The organism is Enterobacter sp. BNK-13 (assembly GCF_048685015.1).
Taxonomy (GTDB): domain Bacteria; phylum Pseudomonadota; class Gammaproteobacteria; order Enterobacterales; family Enterobacteriaceae; genus Enterobacter; species Enterobacter quasiroggenkampii.
Genome location: NZ_JBLQTP010000001.1, coordinates 2,909,860 through 2,927,511, shown reverse-complemented (window position 1 = coordinate 2,927,511; position 17,652 = coordinate 2,909,860). Strand labels below are relative to the sequence as shown.

The following is a 17,652-nucleotide window of genomic DNA, read 5'->3' as shown; positions in this document are numbered from 1 at the left end:
GCTACGCTTGCAGGGCCTACGGGTTTTGTAGGTCGGGTAAGCGTAGCGCCACCCGACTAAGCCAGCTGTTTGCGGCTAATCAACGGCCCGTCAATCTTCTTCATCGAGCGGTCCAGCACTTCCTCAATCACTGACGACAGCTCGTTCAGCTCAAACTTCGCGACGTAGCCATCCGCTTTCACCTTACGAATATGGTCTTCGTTGGCGTTGCCGGAAAGGGAAGAGTGGATCACCACCGGAATATCTTTCAGTACCGGGTCGGTTTTGATTTTGCGCGTCAGCGTAAAACCGTCCATCTCCGGCATTTCGAGGTCGGTCAGCACCAGCGCGATCTTATCGGTGATGGGAACGCCTTCAGCCTGCGCCTGTGCGGCCAGAACCCCAATTTTCTCCCACGCCTCTTTGCCGGTGATATGCAGCTGCGCCGGGATCTCCATCGCCTGCAGACCTTTCTCCAGCATCGAGCGCGCCACTTTGGAGTCTTCCGCGACGATGGCGACCGCCCCCGGCTTGATATGGAATTTGGTGGTTTTCAGATTGGTGGCGTGCAGATCGTGGTTGGCCGGAGTGATGTCATACAGGATCTGCTCAACGTCCAGCACCATCGCCAGATCGTTGGTATCGCTCTTCTCGTCAAGACACGCAATGCTGGTGATGTAGCGACCGCTGACGGCAGTTTCCGCCGCGTGCACCTGCTTCCAGTCCAGACGCATGATGTTCTCAACCGACTCCACGGCAAACGCCTGCACGCTGCGCGCGTATTCGGTGATCAGCAGGATATTCAGCCCGGTGGTGGGCTTACAGCCTGCCACGGCAGCCAGGTCGATCACCGGGATCACCTGATCGCGAATATTCACCATTCCCATCAGCGGTGATTTCATCCCGGCGGGTTTCGTGAACTCCGGCATCGGCACAATTTCACGCAGCTTAAAGACGTTAATGCCAAACAGCTCAGATTTATTTTCGTTAAGAGAGGTGCCAAGACGGAACAGCAACAGTTCAAAACGGTTCGACAGGGTCAGATTCGCCCTGTCATCAATATCTTTCTGGAAATTATCCATTCTACCCTCGAGAGAAATGCTGACCTTTTAATCGTTATCGGCATCCTGAGGGAAAAATGAAGGACTAAACGCTGACCTGAGCGAAATCTTCGGCCAGCTCACATTCCGGGAACAGCGCGCGACACTCTGTCAGCAGCTTTTCACAGCCCCGCGTGTCGTAGCGGGAGCTGACGTGGGTGACGATGAGCCTCCCGACGCCCGCGTCACGGGCCAACTGCGCCGCCTGACGCGTCGAGCTGTGGCCCCGGCTGTTGGCTTTCTCTTCCATCGCCGTTTCGAGGGTCGCTTCATGTACCATCACGTCCACGCCCTGGGCCAGCGTGAGCGCCGCCCGGCACGGGGCCGTGTCGCCAAAAATTGCCAGCTTCTTGCCGGGCTGCGGTGCGGCGAGATAATCCTGACCGTTGATGACGCGCCCGTCCTCCAGCGTGACGGTCTCACCGTGCTTCAGGCGCTGGAACAGTGGTCCGGGTTTTACGCCGTCGGCCATCAACGCGGCGGCGTCCAGCGCGCCGGGTTTATCATGCGCGTCAATGCGATAGCCATAGCACTCGACAGGGTGATTTAGCGGCTGAGCACTCACCTTATAATCACCGTCATCGAAAATCAGGCCTTCGCTAATCTCAACGACCTCCAGCGGATAATCCGTCCACGACCCGCTCAGGCGCAGCGTGGTTTCAACAAATTCACGAATACCCGCAGGCCCATAAATCGTCAGCGGGTTGGCGTTACCGACCATCGAGCGGCTGCACAGCAGGCCGGGAAGGCCAAACAGATGGTCGCCATGCAGATGGGTGATAAAAATTTTATCCAGCTTGCCGGGGTGATAAGCGGTGTGTAACAGCTGATGCTGCGTCCCTTCACCACAGTCAAACAGCCACAGCCCGCCGCGGGTGGGGTGTTTAAGATCCAGCAGTATCGCCGTCACATTTCGTGAGCGGGTTGGCACGCCCGCGGACGTACCCAGAAAAATCAGTTCCATAACGCAATCAGCCCTTTGCCGAACGGGGAGGGGTTTAGTATAACGTGATGAACCCCAGGAAGGAGACTGACATGATCCAGTGGCAAGATTTACACCATAGTGACCTCACCGTTCATTCACTTTACGCCGTGCTGAAACTGCGCTGCGAAGTGTTCGTGGTTGAACAGACCTGCCCGTATCAGGACATCGACGGCGACGATCTCGTCGGCGAGAACCGCCATATCCTCGGCTGGCGGAATAACGAGCTGGTGGCGTATGCGAGGATTCTGAAAAGCGAAGACGATTTTGAGCCTGTCGTCATTGGCCGCGTCATCATCAGCGGCAAAGCGCGCGGTGAAAAACTGGGCTATGAGCTGATGGAGAAAACGCTGGAGGCATGCCAGAAACAGTGGCCGAACAAGGCGTTATACCTGGGCGCGCAGGCGCACCTGCAGTCCTTCTACGGCCACTTTGGTTTCGTGCCGGTCACCGAGGTGTACGATGAAGACGGCATTCCCCACATCGGCATGGCGCGGGAAGCGAAGCAGGCGTAATGACGAGTCGTTGGCTATAGTTAGCGGACTGGTGTACTAACATGGAGAAAAATATGTCATTTCAATCCTGGGATACCCGTATCGACGACGACCTGGCCTTACTGAGCGAAACGCTGGAAGAGGTGTTACGTTCCTCGGGCGACCCTGCCGATCAGAAATATATTGAGCTAAAAGCCCGCGCCGAGCAGGCGCTGCATGAAGTGAAAAACCGCGTCAGCCATGCGTCTGATACCTACTACTACCGCGCCAAAAAAGCGGTGTACCGTGCCGATGATTACGTGCATGAAAAACCGTGGCAGGGTATTGGAGTCGGTGCTGCCGTTGGGCTGGTACTGGGGCTGCTCTTAGCCCGTCGTTAGGCCGCTTAACCACTCCCTATACGTGGGTACTGCTATTTATTGCCAGTACCCCGTATAATACGAGGTTTTAACAGGGAGAGGTTCGCGTGAATTCGATTTTCCTCGCGCTGGAGCAATTGCGTACCCAGCTTTCGCAAGCGTTACCCGCAACACCCGGCATACGTCATTTCGACGTCTCTTTCCCGTTAAACGACGCTTTCGACCCTCTCGCCTGGCTTGGGGCGCAGCAGTGCTATCCGCAGTTTTACTGGCAGCAGCGTAACGGCGATGAAGAGCTGGCTGCGCTGGGGGCGGTGATCCCCTTTTCCTCTCTGGCGTTAGCCACGCAGTTTTTGCGCGAGCAAAACGCGGCAGGTGATACCCGTATCTGTGGCCTGAACGCCTTTACTCCGGAGCAGGGCAGCCTCTTTTTACCGCGACTGCTCTGGCGACGCACCGCCGGCACCGCTACGCTGCGTCTGCAGCTCTGGAGTGATTATTCACTTCAGGAAGATGCCCTCGCCGCGCGGGATTTTTTACAGCAACTCCGTCCTGCGAGATCTATCCGTCCGCTATCCGTTCAGGTTGAGCACGAAACCCATCAGCCGCAGCAGGCCGAATGGCTGACGCTTATCCGCAGAGCGACAGAGACCATCGCGCGCGGTGATTTCGAAAAGGTGGTTCTCGCCCGGGCAACCGATATCCGGTTTACACAGCGGGTTAACCCTGTCGCGCTGATGGCGGCCAGCCGCGCCCTGAATTTACATTGCTACCATTTCTGCATGATTTTCGACGCCAGCAACGCGTTTCTTGGCTCGACCCCCGAGCGTCTCTGGCGGCGGCGCGGCACGCTGCTGCGTACGGAAGCGCTGGCGGGCACCGTCGCCAGCCATGCCGATGATGGCCAGGCGCAGCGTCTCGGCGAGTGGCTGCTGAACGACGATAAAAACCAGCGAGAAAATATGCTGGTCGTGGAAGATATTTGCCAGCGTCTTCAGCACTACACGCAGACGCTTGAGGTACTGCCCCCCCAGGTGGTGCGCCTGCGTAAAGTGCAGCATTTGCGCCGCTGTATCTGGACCGAACTCAAACAGGCCGACGACGAGCAGTGCCTGCATATGCTACAGCCGACAGCGGCCGTTGCCGGTTTGCCGCGACAGCCTGCGCGCGAATTTATTCAGAAGGTTGAGCCCTTTAACCGCGAGTGGTACGCCGGTTCTGCCGGGTATTTATCGCCTGACCAGAGTGAATTTTGCGTGGCGTTGCGATCCGCCCGCGTCCAGGATGACTCCCTGCGGCTCTACGCCGGGGCCGGCATTGTCAGCGGGTCTGACCCGGAACAGGAGTGGCAGGAGATCGAAAACAAAGCGGCCGGATTGCGCTCTCTGCTCCTTAGGGATTAATACTGATTCGCGCAATCCCGATTCATATCAAAATTCCAATTTTTTCTATTATTTATACTGTGTCGCATTCTTGATACCGGACAATCTCATGTCAGTAAGTTCTTTTAACCGACGCTGGGCGGCGGTGATCCTTGAAGCCCTGACGCGCCACGGCGTCAGGCACGTGTGTATTGCACCGGGTTCTCGCTCAACGCCGCTGACGCTGGCGGCCGCCGAAAACCGGGCGTTGATTCACCACACCCACTTTGATGAGCGTGGCCTCGGGCATCTCGCGCTGGGTCTGGCGAAGGTCAGCAAAGAACCCGTGGCGGTGATTGTCACTTCCGGTACTGCCGTGGCGAATCTCTATCCGGCTCTGATTGAAGCCGGGTTAACCGGTGAAAAGCTGATTCTGCTGACGGCCGATCGTCCCCCTGAGCTTATCGACTGCGGCGCCAATCAGGCCATCCGTCAGCCGGGACTCTTTTCTTCGCATCCTTCGCAGACGATTTCGCTGCCCCGTCCCACCCAGGATATTTCGGCAAGCTGGCTGGTCTCCACCGTCGATCATGCCATGGAGACGCTGCGCAGCGGGGCGCTGCATATTAACTGCCCGTTTGCCGAGCCGCTCTACGGCGAGCTGGACGATACGGGTCTTGACTGGCAGCAGACCCTCGGCGACTGGTGGCAGAGTGAGAAACCGTGGCTGCGCGAGCAGACGCACCTTGAGAGCGCGAAACAGCGCGACTGGTTCTTCTGGCGGCAGAAGCGCGGCGTGGTTATCGCCGGGCGCATGAGCGCCGCCGAAGGCAAGCTGGTCGCCGAGTGGGCGCAAACCCTGGGCTGGCCGCTGATAGGCGACGTGCTTTCCCAGACCGGGCAGCCGCTGCCGTGCGCGGATCTCTGGCTGGGTAATGCCAAAGCGGTCACCGAGCTGTCGCAGGCGCAGATTGTGGTCCAGCTTGGATCGAGTTTAACCGGCAAACGGTTACTGCAGTGGCAGGCCACCTGCACACCGGACGAATACTGGCTGGTGGACGCGCTGGAAGGGCGTCTTGACCCGGCGCACCATCGCGGTCGTCGTCTGGTCAGCCGTATCGACGCCTGGCTGGCGCTCCATCCGGCTGAAAAACGCAAACCCTGGGCGGTTACCCTCCCGGACCTGTCGCGGCAGGCGTGGGAACTGACCCATGCGCGCTGTGAAGCGTTCAGCGAGGCCGGGCTGGCGCACCGTATTCGCCAGTACCTGCCCGACCAGGGGCAGCTGTTTGTCGGCAACAGCCTGGTCGTGCGGCTGATAGACGCCTTTTCGCAGCTGCCAGCAGGTTACCCGGTGTACAGCAACCGTGGCGCCAGCGGCATCGACGGGCTGATCTCCACGGCGGCGGGCGTGCAGCGCGCCAGCGCGAAATCGACGCTGGCCATCGTGGGGGATCTCTCCGCGCTCTACGATCTCAACGCGCTGGCGCTGCTGCGTCAGGCGTCAGCCCCGTTCGTGCTGATTGTGGTCAACAACAACGGCGGGCAGATTTTCTCCCTGCTGCCTACGCCGCAGAGCGAGCGCGAGCGCTTCTATCTGATGCCGCAGAACGTGCAGTTCGAACACGCCGCGGCGATGTTTAGCCTGAAATATCATCGCCCGGAAAGCTGGGAACAGCTGGGTGCCGCGCTCGGTACAGCCTGGAAACAGCCCGGCGCGACGCTGATTGAGCTGGTGGTGAACGAGGCTGACGGTGCGCAGACCCTGCAAAGCCTGCTGGCGCAGGTGAGCCAGCTGTGATCCTCTCGGGCGTGCAGCAGGCCGGAAAACCAGGCTATCCCTGGCTGGTCTTTTTGCACGGTTTTTCCGGCGATTGCCGCGAGTGGCAGGGTGTTGGGGAGCGACTTCGTGACTACCCCCGGCTGTATCTGGATCTGCCGGGTCACGGTGGATCCCGGCACCTGGGCGTCGAGGGCTTCGACGAGATGAGCGCGTTGCTCACCCGAACTCTGATTAGTTACAACATACTGAAATTCTGGCTCGTCGGGTACTCCCTCGGCGGCCGCATTGCGATGTTCCATGCCTGCCAGCAGCCAAAGGGGCTGTTGGGCCTGACGGTAGAAGGGGGACATCCGGGCCTGCAGGATGCCGATGCGCGACAGGCGCGGCTGGCATCCGACCGCCGCTGGGCAGCACGTTTTCGCAACGAACCGCTGGATAAGGTGTTCGCTGACTGGTACCAACAGCCCGTGTTTGCCTCCCTGACGGACGTCCAGCGCGACGCGCTGATCACCCTGCGCAGCCAGAACAGCGGCGCGGCGCTGGCGATGATGCTCGAGGCAACGTCGCTGGCCGTGCAGCCCGATCTGCGTGCTGCCCTGAGCGCGCGCCATTTCTCTTTTGATTATCTCTATGGCGAACGTGATGAGAAGTTTGCGGCCCTTGCCGCGGAGCTGAACGCTGTTCGCCATGCAATTCCCAACGCCGGACACAACGCCCACCGGGAAAACCCCGATGCGGTTGCGGCAAGTCTGGCTCAGATACTGCGTCTTCGAATAAAGGACACTCTATGATCTACCCTGATGAACACATGCTTTACGCCCCGGTTGAATGGCAGGACTGCTCCGAAGGCTACACCGACATTCGTTACCACAAATCCACCGACGGCATTGCCAAAATCACCATCAACCGCCCGCAGGTGCGTAACGCCTTCCGTCCGCTGACCGTGAAAGAGATGATTCAGGCCCTGGCGGATGCGCGCTACGACGACAACATCGGCGTGATTGTCCTGACCGGCGAAGGCGAGAAAGCGTTCTGCTCCGGTGGCGATCAGAAAGTGCGCGGTGACTACGGTGGATACCAGGACGACGCGGGTACGCATCACCTGAACGTCCTCGATTTCCAGCGTCAGATCCGCACCTGTCCAAAACCGGTGGTGGCGATGGTGGCGGGCTACTCCATCGGCGGTGGCCACGTGCTGCATATGATGTGCGACCTGACCATTGCCGCCGAGAACGCCATCTTTGGCCAGACGGGCCCGAAAGTGGGATCTTTCGATGGCGGCTGGGGGGCCTCCTACATGGCGCGCATCGTCGGTCAGAAAAAAGCCCGCGAAATCTGGTTCCTGTGCCGTCAGTACAACGCGCAGGAAGCGCTGGATATGGGCCTGGTGAACACCGTGGTGCCGCTTGCCGAGCTCGAAAAAGAGACCGTGCGCTGGTGCCGTGAAATGCTGCAAAACAGCCCGATGGCGCTGCGCTGCCTGAAAGCGGCACTCAACGCCGACTGTGACGGTCAGGCGGGTCTGCAGGAGCTGGCGGGCAATGCCACCATGCTGTTCTACATGACCGAAGAGGGTCAAGAAGGGCGCAACGCGTTTAACGAAAAACGCCAGCCGGACTTCAGCAAATACAAACGGAATCCGTAATGCGTCGCGCGCAGGTTTACCGCTGGCAGATACCGATGGACGCGGGCATGGTGCTGCGTGAACGGCGGTTAAAAACCCGTGACGGCTTCTTCGTGCATCTGCAGCAGGGCGAGCGGGAAGGCTGGGGCGAGATTTCGCCTCTGCCGGGCTTTAGCCTCGAGTCGCTGGATGACGCTCAGACGGCCTTGCTGGCGTGGGCGGACGCGTGGCGCGAGGGTGCAAATCCGGCGCTGCCGGAGGTGCCTTCCGCGGCCTTTGGTATCAGCTGCGCGCTGGCGGAGCTGGACGGCAGCCTGCCGGAAGCGGGGAATTACCGCGCGGCGCCGCTCTGCACGGGCGATCCGGACGAGCTGTTCGCGCTGCTCTCCGCCATGCCGGGCGAGAAGGTCGCGAAAATCAAAGTCGGGCTGTATGAAGCGGTGCGTGACGGCATGGTCGCCAACCTGCTGCTGGAGGCGATCCCCGATCTGCATCTGCGTCTGGACGCCAACCGCGCCTGGACGCCGCTCAAGGCGCAGCAGTTTGCAAAGTACGTCAACCCGGCCTACCGCAGCCGCATTGCCTTCCTGGAAGAGCCGTGCAAAACCCGCGAGGATTCGCGCGCGTTTGCCCGCGAAACGGGGATTGCCATCGCCTGGGATGAAAGCCTGCGCGAGGCCGATTTTGAATTTGCTGCAGAGCCCGGCGTCAGCGCGGTAGTGATTAAACCGACGCTGACCGGCAGCCTGGCGAAAGTGCGCGAGCAGGTCGCGGCGGCGCACGCCTTAGGGCTGACGGCGGTGATCAGCTCGTCGATTGAGTCCAGCCTTGGGCTAACCCAGCTGGCGCGCGTGGCCGCCTGGCTAACGCCGGATACGGTTCCTGGCCTCGACACGCTGAACCTGATGCAGGCTCAGCTTCTCCGCCCTTGGCCGGACAGCGCGCTGCCGTGCCTCGACGTCGCGGCGCTGGAGCCGTTGCGATGAGTTTTACCGACTGGCCGTGGCGACACTGGTGCGCGCTGTTTGCCGATAAACCGGCCCTGAGGCTGAACGACGAGGTGCTCAGCTGGCAACAGCTGTGCGCACGCATCGACAGCCTTGCGGCAGGCTTTCACCGGCAGGGCGTGGAGGAGGGCTGCGGCGTGCTGCTGCAGGCCCATAATCATCCGCAAACCCTGCTGGCGTGGCTGGCGCTGCTCCAGTGCGGGGCGCGTATTCTTCCCGTTAATCCGCAGTTGCCGCGCCCGCTGCTGGACGTGCTGCTCCCGCAGATGACGCTGCGCTTTGCGCTGGTGCTGGACGGCAGCTACGACGCTCTTCCTGCCCTGTGCATGCGCGAGACCGCCGATGCGTATTGCGCTGCGTGGCAACCGGCGCGGCTGGCCTCCATGACGCTGACCTCCGGCTCCACCGGGCTGCCGAAAGCGGCGGTCCATACCTGCGAGGCCCACCTTGCCAGCGCGCGCGGCGTTTTGGCGCTGATGCCCTACGGTGAAGACGACGACTGGCTGCTTTCGCTGCCGCTGTTTCACGTTTCCGGCCAGGGGATCTTATGGCGCTGGCTGCAGGCCGGCGCGCGGTTAACCGTACGCGAGAAACAGCCTCTGGAGCAGGCGCTGTGCGGCTGCACCCACGCCTCACTGGTGCCAACCCAGCTCTGGCGTTTGCTGAATGCCCACCAGCCTGTCGCACTGAAAGCGGTGCTGCTGGGCGGGGCGGCCATCCCTGTTGAATTGACCGGACAGGCGCGAGAGCAGGATATACGCACCTTCTGCGGTTACGGTCTGACCGAGTTTGCCTCTACCGTCTGTGCGAAAGAGGCGGACGGCGAGCCGGACGTGGGCTGTGCGCTGCCGGGCAGAGAGGTGCAGGTCGTTAACGGTGAAGTCTGGATCAGGGCGCAAAGCATGGCCTCAGGCTACTGGCGGGATGGCGAACTGATTCCGCTGACCAACGCGCAGGGATGGTTCGCCACACGCGATCGCGGCGAATGGCATGACGGCCGTCTGACGATCCTTGGCCGCATGGACAACCTCTTTTTTAGCGGCGGAGAAGGGATCCAGCCGGAATCGCTGGAGCGCGTTATCGCCACGCACCCGCAGGTTAACCAGGTGTTTATCGTTCCGCTGGACGACGCTGAATTCGGGCAACGTCCGGTGGCGGTCGTGGAGTGCGAGCCGGGAACGGATATCACCTGCTTACCCGACTGGGTCAGGGACAAGGTGGCGCGTTTTGAGCAACCCGTCCGCTGGCTGCTGCTGCCGACTGAACTCAAAAATGGCGGCATTAAAGTTTCGCGTCGCGCGCTGCAGGAGTGGGTTAACGCAACGCTGAAGGGATAATAGCCGTTTCAAATAGTTACAATCTACTGACCGGCCGCACGCAGAGTGCTTGATCCCCGGAAGACCCAGGTTAAAATCTCGCGGTTTTGGGACTTCTCTATAAAAATTGTGCGGGATCACGACAATGAAAAAAGTGGCATTACTGGGCTTCGGCCTGATGGTTGTATCTGCGGCGGCGAACGCCATTAGCATTAACGGCTCGGCGGGTCAGGATTATACCCACCTGGGCTTTGGCATGGGTACCGAGACATCCGGTCTGGCGATGACCGGCGGCTGGACGCATAACGATGACGACGGCGACGCGGCCAGCCTCGGCCTGGGTTTCAACGTTCCTCTTGGCCCGTTCCTGGCGACCGTCGGCGGTAAAGGTATCTATACCAACCCAAATGACGGTGATGAAGGGTACGCGGCGGCAGTGGGCGGCGGTCTGCAGTGGAAAATTGGCGACAGCTTTGGCCTGTTTGGTGAGTACTACTACTCTCCAGACTCCCTCTCAAGCGGTATCGACAGCTATGAAGAGGCCAACGCTGGCGCACGCTGGACCATAATGCGTCCAATCACCATCGAAGCAGGCTATCGCTATCTGAACCTGGCCGGCAAAGACGGTAACCGCGATAACGCGCTGGCCGACGGCCCGTACGTGGGCGTCAGCGCAGGCTTCTAATCTCTCCGGCGCGGCATGCTGTCGCGCCAGTTTCTCTCTGCTCCACCCCGCGTTTGCGCTATAGTGTTTTGACCAAATAAGCGGGAGAACACAATGATTAACGTGGAGATGTTATCCACCGGCGACGAAGTGCTGCATGGACAAATTATTGATACCAATGCTGCCTGGCTGGCCGATCTTTTCTTTGAGCAAGGATTACCGTTAACGCGCCGCAATACGGTGGGCGACAATCTTGAGTCACTGGTCGCTGTTCTGCGCGAGCGCAGTGAACAGTGCGACGTGCTGATTGTGAACGGCGGGCTCGGTCCCACCAGTGACGATCTCAGCGCCCTGGCCGCCGCGACCGCAAAAGGCGAAGGGCTGGTGCTGCATGAGGCGTGGCTCTCGCAGATGGCGCGTTTTTTCTCCGAACGTGGCCGCGTCATGGCCCCCAGCAACCGCAAACAGGCTGAAATTCCCGCCAGTGCTGAACTGGTCGATAACCCGGTCGGTACCGCGTGTGGGTTTGCCATGCAGCTGAACCGCTGTCTGATGTTCTTCACGCCGGGCGTGCCCTCAGAATTTAAAGTGATGGTCGAGCAGCAGATCCTGCCGCGCCTTCGCGATCGTTTTACCCTGCCGGAACCGCCGCTGTGCCTGCGTCTGACCACCTTTGGTCGCTCGGAAAGCGATCTGGCCCAGAGCCTCGATCACCTTCCGCTGCCGCCGGGCGTGTCCATGGGCTATCGCTCCTCCATGCCGATCATTGAACTTAAGCTGACAGGCCCGGCCGAACAGAAAGAGGCGATGCTGGCGTTGTGGCCCGAGGTGCAGCGCGTGGCGGGCGAAAGCCTGATCTTTGAAGGTACGGAAGGGTTGCCCGCGCAGATTGCGAAGCAGCTGCAGGCGCGTCAACTGAGCGTGACCTTAAGCGAGCAGTTCACCGGTGGCCTGCTGGCACTTCAGCTGTCGCGCGTCAACGCGCCGCTGCTGGCGAGCGAAGTGGTGCCGTTCCAGCAGGAGACCCTGGCGCAGACCGCCCGCTGGGCGTCCGAGAGAAGGGTGAAGCATTTTGCCGGTCTGGCGCTGTTTGTCGGCGGGCTGGATGAAGAACATCTCAACTTCGCGCTGGCGACGCCCGAGGGCACCCACGCCCTGCGGGTAAAAATGAGCATTACCCGCCACAGCCTGGCGGTGCGTCAGGAGGTGTGCGCTATGATGGCGCTGAACATGCTGCGCCGCTGGCTGAATGGCAAAGAGGTGGCCAGCGAGCACGGCTGGATTAACGTGGTTGAGTCGCTGTTCGTGGAGTAACGCCTGTGCCGGGGCCTTTCGCCCCGGCCATGTTCACCCGAGCGCCTTTGCCAGCAGCGTAATCGGATGCTCGCAGCGCTTGCTGGTGGACATCTCAATCTGCCACTTGCAGGTTTCGCAGTCCGTCACCACGATATCCGCGCCGCTCTCCTCAATTTGACGGAACAGCGGAGCGCCGATCGCCTGCGACGTTTCGTAGTTTTCACGCTTAAAGCCGTAGGTTCCCGCAATCCCGCAGCAGCGCGAGTCCAGCACCGTCAGCTCCAGCCCCGGGATTAACCGCAGCAGCTCCAGCGTATAGAGCGACCAGCCCATCTTCTCCATATGACACGGCGTGTGATACACCACTTTCAGCGGCAATTTCCCCAGCGGCAACGTCTGCCCGCTGTCCAGCTTGCGCCACAGGAAGCGTGTTGCCAGCTCGATGTGCTCTCGCAGGCCGGTGTTGTCCACGTCCAGCAGATGCGGATACTCATCGCGCAGGGTGAAGGTACAGGTGGACGAGGTCGCCAGCACCGGTATGCCTTTATCGACGATGGCTTCACGCAGGGAGGTGACATTGCTTTGAGCCTGCCTGCGCGCTTTATCGGTAAACCCGTTAGCAATCAGCGGCACGCCGCAGCACTTCTCCTTGCTAAGCAGCTGTACGCCGGTTCCCATGGCGTTCAGCACCTTCAGCAGATCTTTACCCAGCTGCGGATGGTTGTAATTCACATAGCAGCCGTGGAAAAAGGCCACCTGCTCGGCGTACTGCGCCTGCTCCGCCGCCACGGATTTATACCAGCGGCGGAAGGTGCCGTGAGAATATTTCGGCAGGCTGCGGTGATGGTCTATCTTCAGCGTGGCATCCAGCAGTTGGCGCACCGGTTTGAGAGCGGTCGCGGCATTCACGATGGGGGCAAAGGGCGTAGAGACGCTGCCCATCAGATCGGTGTGGCTCAGAATCGCGTCCCGCAGCGACGGCTTTTGCGTACTGTAGCGCGCCCGGGCGCGCTGGATAATATCGCCGATTTTCACATCCGACGGGCAGGCGACTTCGCAGCGTTTGCAGTTGATGCAGTATTTCAGGGCTTCATCGTACAGCTTGCCGTCCTTCAGGCGCAGGCGCTCGCCGTCCGGCCCGGCCTGTTTAGGCCCGGGATAGCGTGGGTTCACGCCGCTGACCGGGCAGACGGTGGTACACACCGTGCATTTGATGCAGCTTTCAAAACGGGTGTCGTTCATTGTTCAGCCTCCATGCGCTGGCTAATCTGCTCTGCCACATACAGCGCCGTGACGGCGCAGACTCCGCCACCGCATCCCTGGGCGATGGGATCGTATCCGCCCAGCAGCGAACCGATGGCAAAAAGAGTACTGACGGGCTTACCGGAAAGCTGAGGATGCAGGTGGTTATCGACAATCACGCCGAACTGCTGCCAGGGCTGCGGCGAGAAGAAATCACTCTGATACCAGTCCGCGCGAGAGGCTCGCTGGCGAACATCCAGCCCCATAATAGCTTCCCGAATGCCTTCCCGGCTGCTTAGCAGCCCGTTGCTGAAGAAACTGCCGCTTGCCAGCACCGTATAGCGGGCGCGAAGCGGAATATCCTCGTGGTTTCGCGTCCAGATTTCGCTTACCGCGCCGTCCACCAGGGTAATTTTCTTCACCTCATCCCCCGCCATCCACACGCCGCCCTGGGCAACAAACTGGCGCTGGAGCTGGGTGTGCAGGCGGATGCCGGGCACGGACGGGGGCAGCGTGGGCAGCAGGCCGAGCGAGCAGGGCAGACGATCCGAGAGCCAGCGCCAGAGCCGGTTGTCGCGTAAACCGAAGCAGGCGGGCATCAGCAGGGCGTCACAGTTATCGCTAAGCGGCCTGAGGGCGTCATACAGCAGCGGCCATTTCTCTTCGTTATCCAGAAAACGGGCGATATTCACCGCGCGAAACTCGCTCGGGTTATCGCGCAGGACATCAAGCTCAGGCAGTTCTATCTCTGCCGTTTCGGCGTTAACGCCCTGGCGACAGAGCGACGCCGCCGCGAGATGGGGCTGGAAATCCAGAAAGCCGCTAATCCCTACCACCCGCACGCGTTCCGCGCGAATGGGGGCAACGGGCACCTCCTCCGGGCTGAGCCACGCGGAACGCAGGGTGCCGAGCGGCGTGACGCGCTGATGATTGAGCCGGGCGCTGCCCTGCAGACGTGCGCCGCAGTCTGCCAGCAGCGCTTCGGTCTCCAGCGCAAAGCGGTCAATATGCTGCGCGCCAATCAGGTGATACGGGTGCTCTGGTGGCAGCTTATCGCGGTACGCTTCGTCTACCAGATCCAGCGAGCCCGACGAGAAGTGCAGGGCGCTCTGCCCCCGGGTGATAATCGCGCAGCGCAGCCCCTGCTTTGTGAGCTTAATGCCGCAGAGCAGGCCCGCCAGCCCGCCGCCGACAATCACGGTATCAAATTTCATCGTGTTGCTCCTTCTCAAGACCGCAAAGCCCCTGGTAGACCCAGCGGGTAAATTCACTTTCACGCAGGGCATCGCCCCAGGCGACAGGCTGAATACCTTTCCAGCGCTCGTTTAAAAACGCGCTGAGCTGATCGAGCGACTGGGTAGCGGTGGTGGTGTGAAAACGCTGCAACAGCCCGGCGGCGCGACAGGCGCACAGCTCGCCCTGGCAGGTGCCCATTCCGACACGGGTGCGTCGGCGCAGATCGAGCAGGCTGGTGACCGTCAGGTTCTCCACCGCGTACTGCACCTCACCGGCGGTGACGGCTTCGCACTCGCACACGAGACTGCGGCTTACTCGTCCTTCACCGAGCCACGGTGGCGTTCTGTCGCCGTGGCGGTATACCGCGGACCCGCGCAGCGGCGCGGGCAGAGAGATGATTTTTTGCAGCGTTTTTTCGGTGGACTGCCGCGATCCTGGCAGCGGCTGTTCTGCCGTCACGCACGGCCTGGTATTCCCCAGCTTGCGGCAGACGGCATCGGTTGCCCACTCGGCCATCAGGCGATAGGTCATCAGCTTGCCGCCGGTGATGGTGATAAACCCGTCCATGCCGTCGCGCACGGCGTGATCGAGCAGCACGATGCCCCGGCTGACGTTACGTCCGCTCGGATCGTTGTCGCTGGCGACCAGCGGACGCACGCCCGCGTAGGCGCGCAGAATGCGCGTCTGCGCCATCACCGGCGCCAGTTTTTCCCCTTCGCGCAGCAGGATATCCACCTCTTCAGCGGTGACGCGGTTGTAGTCAATTTCGCTGTAGTCCACGTGGGTTGAGGTCGTCCCGATTAACGAAATGGTATCTCCCGGCACGAGGATATCGGCATCAGACGGTTTGCGGCAGCGGTTGATCACGTGGTTATTGATGCGGTGGTCGAGGATCAGCAGCGAGCCTTTCGCCGGGAACATGCGCACCGACAGGTCAGCGTATTCCGCAATCCGTTGCCCCCAGATCCCCGCCGCGTTGACCACCACGGTGGCATACAGCTCGCTGTGTTCATTGTATTGCGCATTAAAAAGCCGCACGCCGCAGATGCGGTGGCCTTCGCGGATAAGGCCGGTCACTTCGTGCCCGGTGAGGATATGTGCGCCATGCTCCCGGGCGTCCAGCATGTTGGCTGCGGTCAGGCGGAACGGATCGACGGTGCCGTCAGGGACTTTCACCGCGCCGATAAGCGCCGGGTTAACCGACGGTTCCAGCCCCCGCGCCAGCGCCGGATCCATGGCTTCAGCCTGAATGCCCGCGGCGCTGCAGGCGGTAATAAAGGTGTCCTGAAAGGCGAGGTCATCTTCAGGAAGGGTAATAAAGAGGCCGTCGGTCGGCTCAATGCAGTGGCGGGCGATACGCTTGAGGATCTGGTTTTCAGCAATACATTCGCGTGCGGATTCCGCGTCGGTGACCGCATACCGGGCACCGCTGTGCAACAGGCCGTGGTTCCGTCCGGTTGCGCCCGTGGCGATATCATGGCGTTCCAGAAGCGTAACGCTTAAGCCGCGAAGGGCGCAATCGCGCGCGATCCCGGCGCCGGTTGCGCCACCACCAATGATTATCACATCGCTATAACGAGGATCGTGACTGGTCATTGTTTACCCTCTATATTCGTTTTTTACCATTTAGCCATATTAATTTTGTGGTTTGTTTGATTTCGAACATAAACGCGCGGAATTCGAAAGTGAAACGTGATTTCATGCGCTTTTTTGCGCATTCTGTCATATTTCTGTAACAATCTGTGCGTTGATTCACAGTAACAATCACCGTGATTTCTTAACATCCCCGCCTCTGGAATTCAGGTGCGAGCCACCTGCTCATTCATTTCAAGGCCACGGAGGCTGTTATGCTCAGTATCTTCAAACCTGCGCCCCACAGGGCGCGTCTGCCAGAGGCAGAAATAGATCCGCTCTATCGCCGTCTGCGTTGGCAAATCTTCCTGGGGATCTTCTTCGGGTACGCGGCGTACTACCTTGTACGTAAAAACTTCGCGCTCGCCATGCCGTATCTGGTGGAGCAGGGCTTTTCCCGCGGCGATCTGGGGTTCGCGCTGTCGGGGATATCCATCGCCTACGGTTTTTCCAAATTCATCATGGGCTCCGTATCGGATCGCTCGAATCCGCGCGTGTTCCTGCCCGCCGGTCTGATCCTGGCGGCCGCGGTCATGCTGTTCATGGGCTTTGTGCCGTGGGCAACCTCCAGCATTGCCATCATGTTCGTGCTGCTGTTCCTCTGCGGCTGGTTCCAGGGGATGGGGTGGCCGCCGTGCGGGCGTACCATGGTGCACTGGTGGTCGCAGAAAGAGCGCGGCGGCATCGTGTCGGTGTGGAACTGCGCCCATAACGTGGGCGGCGGTATTCCGCCTCTGCTGTTCCTGCTGGGGATGGCCTGGTTCAACGACTGGCACGCGGCGCTCTACATGCCTGCCTTTGGCGCCATTCTGGTGGCGATTATTGCCTTCGCCCTGATGCGCGATACGCCGCAGTCCTGCGGCCTGCCGCCGATTGAAGAGTACAAAAACGACTATCCGGATGATTACAGCAAGGAGCATGAAGAAGAGCTGACCGCAAAACAGATCTTCATGAAGTACGTGCTGCCGAACAAGCTGCTGTGGTACATCGCGGTCGCGAACGTGTTCGTTTACCTACTGCGCTACGGCATCCTCGACTGGTCGCCAACCTACCTGAAAGAGGTGAAGCACTTCGCGCTGGATAAATCCTCCTGGGCGTACTTCCTGTATGAATACGCCGGGATCCCAGGCACGCTGCTTTGCGGCTGGATGTCGGACAAAGTGTTTAAAGGTAACCGCGGTGCGACGGGCGTGTTCTTTATGACGCTGGTGACCATCGCGACGGTCGTTTACTGGCTTAACCCGCCGGGCAACCCATCAGTAGATATGGCCTGCATGATCGTCATCGGCTTCCTGATTTACGGTCCGGTGATGCTGATCGGTCTGCATGCCCTGGAGCTGGCGCCGAAAAAAGCGGCGGGCACGGCGGCGGGCTTTACCGGCCTGTTCGGCTACCTCGGCGGTTCGGTCGCGGCGAGCGCCATTGTGGGCTACACCGTTGACTTCTTCGGCTGGGACGGCGGCTTTATGGTGATGATCGGCGGTAGCGTGCTGGCGGTACTGCTGCTGATTGTTGTGATGATCGGGGAAAAACGTCACCACGCTGAAGTGCTGGCACGTCGTCAATAAGGAGCTTTG

At 60.4% G+C, this 17,652-nt stretch carries 16 protein-coding genes; 11 read left to right on the top strand and 5 right to left on the bottom strand.

Annotated features, from left to right (window positions below; all coding sequences use genetic code 11):
• Positions 1–56 precede the first annotated feature (56 nt).
• Together ACMGGQ_RS14140 and rbn are read right to left on the bottom strand one after the other, a co-directional pair.
• Positions 57–1,061, bottom strand: coding sequence for a chemotaxis protein (locus ACMGGQ_RS14140; RefSeq protein WP_032652809.1), 1,005 nt, complete (start codon positions 1,059–1,061; stop codon positions 57–59).
• A gap of 64 nt (positions 1,062–1,125) precedes the next feature.
• Positions 1,126–2,043: a ribonuclease BN gene (rbn, locus tag ACMGGQ_RS14135; RefSeq protein ID WP_420290192.1), complete on the bottom strand. Its 918-nt coding sequence runs from the start codon at positions 2,041–2,043 to the stop codon at positions 1,126–1,128.
• A gap of 71 nt (positions 2,044–2,114) precedes the next feature.
• On the opposite strand from rbn, the gene ACMGGQ_RS14130 reads away from it, so the two are divergent.
• From ACMGGQ_RS14130 to ACMGGQ_RS14085, 10 genes are all read left to right on the top strand, one after another.
• Entirely contained in the window at positions 2,115–2,576 is a 462-nt protein-coding gene (locus ACMGGQ_RS14130; protein WP_232929093.1) for a GNAT family N-acetyltransferase, read from the top strand.
• 53 nt (positions 2,577–2,629) lie between these two features.
• The gene (gene elaB / locus ACMGGQ_RS14125) at positions 2,630–2,935 is read left to right on the top strand and encodes a stress response protein ElaB (protein ID WP_008500219.1); all 306 of its coding nucleotides are present in this window, start codon (positions 2,630–2,632) and stop codon (positions 2,933–2,935) included.
• Positions 2,936–3,021: 86 nt separating this feature from the next.
• Positions 3,022–4,317, top strand: coding sequence for an isochorismate synthase MenF (menF, locus tag ACMGGQ_RS14120; RefSeq protein ID WP_223539304.1), 1,296 nt, complete (start codon positions 3,022–3,024; stop codon positions 4,315–4,317).
• A gap of 88 nt (positions 4,318–4,405) precedes the next feature.
• Positions 4,406–6,076 (top strand): 2-succinyl-5-enolpyruvyl-6-hydroxy-3-cyclohexene-1-carboxylic-acid synthase, encoded by a 1,671-nt coding sequence (gene menD, locus ACMGGQ_RS14115; protein WP_420290191.1) that lies wholly within the window; start codon positions 4,406–4,408, stop codon positions 6,074–6,076.
• A complete protein-coding gene (gene menH / locus ACMGGQ_RS14110) occupies positions 6,073–6,849 on the top strand; it encodes a 2-succinyl-6-hydroxy-2,4-cyclohexadiene-1-carboxylate synthase (protein WP_048224223.1) in 777 nt (258 codons plus the stop codon). The genes menD and menH overlap by 4 nt, the downstream gene beginning before the upstream one ends.
• Positions 6,846–7,703 carry a 1,4-dihydroxy-2-naphthoyl-CoA synthase gene (menB, locus tag ACMGGQ_RS14105; protein ID WP_039023994.1) on the top strand — a complete coding sequence of 286 codons (858 nt, stop codon included), beginning with the start codon at positions 6,846–6,848 and terminating at the stop codon, positions 7,701–7,703. Before menH ends, menB begins: the two co-directional genes overlap by 4 nt.
• The gene (gene menC, locus ACMGGQ_RS14100) at positions 7,703–8,668 is read left to right on the top strand and encodes an o-succinylbenzoate synthase (RefSeq protein WP_420290190.1); all 966 of its coding nucleotides are present in this window, start codon (positions 7,703–7,705) and stop codon (positions 8,666–8,668) included. The genes menB and menC overlap by 1 nt, the downstream gene beginning before the upstream one ends.
• On the top strand, positions 8,665–10,026 hold the full coding sequence (gene menE, locus ACMGGQ_RS14095) for an o-succinylbenzoate--CoA ligase (RefSeq protein WP_420290189.1): 1,362 nt from the start codon (positions 8,665–8,667) through the stop codon (positions 10,024–10,026). The genes menC and menE overlap by 4 nt, the downstream gene beginning before the upstream one ends.
• A 124-nt stretch (positions 10,027–10,150) precedes the next feature.
• Positions 10,151–10,690: a YfaZ family outer membrane protein gene (locus tag ACMGGQ_RS14090; RefSeq protein WP_196365123.1), complete on the top strand. Its 540-nt coding sequence runs from the start codon at positions 10,151–10,153 to the stop codon at positions 10,688–10,690.
• Between the two features lie 93 nt (positions 10,691–10,783).
• Entirely contained in the window at positions 10,784–11,983 is a 1,200-nt protein-coding gene (locus ACMGGQ_RS14085; RefSeq protein ID WP_045908716.1) for a nicotinamide mononucleotide deamidase-related protein YfaY, read from the top strand.
• 33 nt (positions 11,984–12,016) lie between these two features.
• Here ACMGGQ_RS14085 and glpC read toward each other — a convergent pair whose 3' ends face one another.
• The 3 genes from glpC to glpA are packed head-to-tail and all read right to left on the bottom strand — an operon-like array spanning position 12,017 to position 16,039.
• Positions 12,017–13,207, bottom strand: a complete 1,191-nt coding sequence (gene glpC, locus ACMGGQ_RS14080; RefSeq protein ID WP_126289564.1) for an anaerobic glycerol-3-phosphate dehydrogenase subunit GlpC — start codon at positions 13,205–13,207, stop codon at positions 12,017–12,019.
• Complete coding sequence (glpB, locus tag ACMGGQ_RS14075; RefSeq protein ID WP_420290188.1) at positions 13,204–14,421, bottom strand: glycerol-3-phosphate dehydrogenase subunit GlpB; 1,218 nt, start codon at positions 14,419–14,421, stop codon at positions 13,204–13,206. Before glpB ends, glpC begins: the two co-directional genes overlap by 4 nt.
• Entirely contained in the window at positions 14,411–16,039 is a 1,629-nt protein-coding gene (gene glpA, locus ACMGGQ_RS14070) for an anaerobic glycerol-3-phosphate dehydrogenase subunit A (RefSeq protein WP_420290187.1), read from the bottom strand. Before glpA ends, glpB begins: the two co-directional genes overlap by 11 nt.
• 251 nt (positions 16,040–16,290) lie before the next feature.
• Here glpA and glpT point away from each other — a divergent pair, with 251 nt between their 5' ends.
• The gene (gene glpT / locus ACMGGQ_RS14065) at positions 16,291–17,643 is read left to right on the top strand and encodes a glycerol-3-phosphate transporter (protein WP_045354273.1); all 1,353 of its coding nucleotides are present in this window, start codon (positions 16,291–16,293) and stop codon (positions 17,641–17,643) included.
• Positions 17,644–17,652 lie beyond the last annotated feature (9 nt).